This is a genomic window from Klebsiella sp. A-Nf5, assembly GCF_002810545.1.
In the GTDB taxonomy this organism is placed as follows: Bacteria; Pseudomonadota; Gammaproteobacteria; order Enterobacterales; family Enterobacteriaceae; genus Klebsiella; species Klebsiella variicola.
The window spans coordinates 1-2,596 of record NZ_PIOG01000189.1 but is presented as its reverse complement, the minus strand read 5'-3'; the positions used below and the strand labels follow the sequence as shown (position 1 = coordinate 2,596).

Sequence of the window (2,596 nt, the reverse complement as noted above, 5' to 3'; positions counted from 1 at the left end):
CCGACAGGCGCTTTTACCAGCCCTGTTAATAAACTGGACTGTGATGGCATCATCATTAATGTGCCAGGTGAGCGGTATTATGCGTATATCCATCAGTGGGAATTATACCAGGCGAATAAAAAATGAAAGTAAACGTCGCGAGCGCGGTTAAAAACATTGTTAACTGGGCCTTTCCACTCTTTTTTTTGGGTGGTCTGCTGTATCTTGTTTACGATGATTACAGAGATAACGGTACAGCGACTGAAGAACAGTTATTAATGATTTCTCATGAAATACCCTGTGCCGGTGAGGATTTTCGAACGGCACTCCGTAATAGCCCGGGACCATTAACCCTTCGCGATGCGAAGAAAATTGCCGCTAAATGTAACGAGAAATATAAACAACTTAACGCACTGAACGCTATGAGCAAATAATCAGGGGATGGTTATGGTGTTATTTTTTAGAAAATATGGTTTTTTGTTTATCCCTCCAGTCTACTGGCTCATCTATCTGGGAGTCAGGCTGACGTACAATGGACTGGTCGGAGAGTTTTCTCCTGATTTCTTTCAGAGTTTTCGACATGATGGTGTCTTTATCATCTGTAGTTTGTGCGTTTTTTATTTTTTCTGCTTAGAGGTGGGGGGGAGTGATGTGGAGTTCTCAGCGAACATTCTGTTCCTGATTGTTTTCTTTCATGTGGTTTTATTATTTGTCACTCTGCTTATTTGTTTGTGGCAAGGGGCGATGTTGTTGGATGCGATCTTTACGGGTCAGATTATTGCCTCCATGTGTTTATTGTTTTTCATTCCTGTGTCTTCCATTATAAGAAGGAGTTTCTAGTGCGGCTGTGAATATTCTTCTTGCCATTTATTACCCTTGTTGTTTTGAATTGCTCTTAAAGGAACGCCCGCATGAGTAATAACATCATCGATGCCGTCACCCAGGCTGTGAATTCACTGGTGTCAGCACTGAAGCTGCCCGACGAATCCGCGAAAGCCAATGACACGCTGGGCAGCATGAATTTCCCCCAGTTCAGCCGTATTCTGCCCTATAAGGATTATGATTCCGCGACCGGTCTGTTTATTAATAACAAAACCGTCGGTTTTATGTTTGAGGCGCGTCCTTTACCCGGTGCGGATAAAAGTATCGTCGCCACACTGGAGCATTTACTGCGCAGCAAACTTTCCAGGGGCGTCCCGGTCAGTTTTCATCTGGTCTCCAGCAAACTGGTCGGCAATGATATCGACTATGGTCTGCGTGAATTCCGCTGGAGCGGTAAACAGGCTAAAAAGTTTAATGCCATCACCCGCGCCTACTATCTCCGGGCGGCGGAAACACAATTTCCCCTGCCGGACAATCTGGATTTGCCCCTGACGCTGCGAAACTACCGCGTGTACATCTCCTGCTGCGTGCCCCGGAAGAAGAACTCCACCACGCAAATCGTGGAGCTGGAGAATCAGATTAAAGTGTTACGGGCATCGCTCGGCGGGGCTTACATCCCGACGCGTATCCTCGATGCGGCCGGGATGGTCGAACTGATGCGGGAGCTGATTAACCCGGATCCGCATGAGATGTACCGGGTGCCGTACAAGCTGGACCCGTATCAGGACCTGAACTATCAGTGCGTGGATGACAGCTTTGACATGCAGGTCACTGCCGGTCATCTGAAAATTGGCCGCCTGGGGCGGGACGGGAAAGAGTGCGTGACCCGGGTGACGAACTATCACCTGGAGTGTGACCCGGAAATCGCCTTTCTCTGGACCGCTGCGGACAACTACGCCAACCTGCTGAACCCGGAGCTCTCCATCTCCTGCCCCTTTGTCATCACACTGACGCTGATGGTGGAGGACCAGGTGAAGACCCAGAACGAAGCCAACCTGAAATTCATGGACGTGGAGAAGAAAAGCAAAACCTCCTACGCGAAGTACTTTCCGAACGTGATAAAGGAAATGCAGGAGTGGGGCGATATCCGCCAGCGACTGGCGACCAACCAGACCTCTCTGGTGTCCTACTTCTTTAACATCACCACGTATACCGCCGATAACGCAGAGGCCTCTCTCGCTACCGAGCAGCAGGTGCTCAACAGTTACCGTAAGGGTGGCTTCCAGCTTATCCCGGCCCGCTATCATCACCTGCGTAATTTTCTGGCCATGATGCCGTTCAAATGCGGCGAAGGCCTGTTCAAAGAGCTGCAGGCGGCAGGTGTGGTGAAGCGGGCGGAGACGTTCCAGGTGGCCAACCTTCTGCCGATTGTCGCTGACAGTCCGCTGGCGCCGGCAGGACTCCTGGCGCCCACCTACCGTAACCAGCTGGCGTTCATCGACCTGTTCTACGAGGGAATGAACAATACCAATTTCAACATGGCGGTCTGCGGCACCTCCGGGGCGGGCAAAACCGGTCTGATTCAGCCCCTCATTCGCAGCGTGCTCGACTCCGGCGGGTTTGCCTGGGTGTTCGACATGGGCGACGGCTACAAGTCCCTGTGTGAAAACATGGGCGGCGTGTATCTCGACGGCGACTCGCTGAAGTTTAATCCGTTCGCCAATATTCTCGACGACGCTAACTTTGACCTGTCCGCCGAGCGTATCCGCGACCAGATGTCGGTGATGGCCAGTCC

General features: G+C 51.1%; 3 protein-coding genes and 1 pseudogene. All 4 read left to right on the top strand.

The genetic code is table 11. The features are described 5' to 3' along the window. Nucleotides 1–126: pseudogene (locus tag CWM53_RS32030) on the top strand (hypothetical protein); the annotation flags it as partial. Next, entirely contained in the window at nucleotides 123–413 is a 291-nt protein-coding gene (locus tag CWM53_RS20130) for a hypothetical protein (RefSeq protein ID WP_020323516.1), read from the top strand. The pseudogene CWM53_RS32030 and the gene CWM53_RS20130, both read left to right, overlap by 4 nt. Nucleotides 414–420: 7 nt before the next feature. Then, nucleotides 421–819 carry a hypothetical protein gene (locus tag CWM53_RS20125; protein ID WP_165785105.1) on the top strand — a complete coding sequence of 133 codons (399 nt, stop codon included), beginning with the start codon at nucleotides 421–423 and terminating at the stop codon, nucleotides 817–819. A gap of 71 nt (nucleotides 820–890) precedes the next feature. Continuing rightward, nucleotides 891–2,596 (top strand): TraC family protein (locus CWM53_RS20120; RefSeq protein WP_165785104.1); only part of this gene is annotated, 1,706 nt, incomplete at its 3' end.

Coding starts and splice junctions, on each gene's coding strand:
- CWM53_RS20130 (WP_020323516.1), top strand. CDS start 123: ATGAAAGTAAACGTCGCGAGCGCGGTTAAAAACATTGTTAACTGGGCC.
- CWM53_RS20125 (WP_165785105.1), top strand. CDS start 421: ATGGTTATGGTGTTATTTTTTAGAAAATATGGTTTTTTGTTTATCCCT.